The sequence below is a fragment of the Herbiconiux daphne genome (genome assembly GCF_024979295.1).
GTDB classification, from domain to species: domain Bacteria; phylum Actinomycetota; class Actinomycetes; order Actinomycetales; family Microbacteriaceae; genus Herbiconiux; species Herbiconiux daphnes.
This window is the reverse complement of sequence record NZ_JANLCJ010000838.1, coordinates 1-515: the sequence shown is the minus strand read 5'-3', so window position 1 is coordinate 515 and position 515 is coordinate 1. Positions and strand designations below refer to the sequence as shown.

Annotated in this window: 2 protein-coding genes; both read left to right on the top strand. The window is 34.0% G+C overall.

Features of this window, described 5'->3' with window-relative positions; all coding sequences use genetic code 11:
- A partial coding sequence (locus N1032_RS27965; protein WP_259544006.1) for a hypothetical protein occupies window positions 1-266 on the top strand: 266 nt, incomplete at its 5' end.
- A 42-nt stretch (window positions 267-308) separates the two neighbouring features.
- Window positions 309-515: phage major capsid protein (locus tag N1032_RS27960; RefSeq protein WP_259544005.1), on the top strand; the 207-nt coding region annotated here is incomplete at its 3' end.

Sequence of the window (515 nt, the reverse complement as noted above, 5' to 3'; positions counted from 1 at the left end):
CCAGTACCAGTAATAATACTAACCGTGATACGGTTCAGGATTCTGTAGATAAAACTGCGGCGTATAATACTCAACATATGTTTGATACTAGCGGTAATAATTTTTCCGAAAGTGTCACTACAAAAGGCGATATTGTTAATACCTCAACTGATGAAACATTTAATTTAAAAACGGCTTTTGATAACTTGAGTTTAGTTGAAAAGACTAATATAATCGGGGTTGTATTAAAAGACGTTGCTAATTATCTGACTGTATCAGTGTATTAATGTAGAAAATGTCTTAAATGATTAATTGCGGGAGTGTAGGGAATGAAAGTTAGTCAACTATTTACGCTGGTTAACGGTGTAACCAAAGAAGTATTAGGTGAAACCGCTGTAGTAAATGAAGATTTATCTAACGTTGTTGATATCGGTAAACAGATTTTTGATTCTGCTAACGTTGATAATTACGTTAAAAAACTGGTCGATCACATTGGCAAGGTTGTTTTTGTTAACCGTGTCTATTCCGGTTCTATG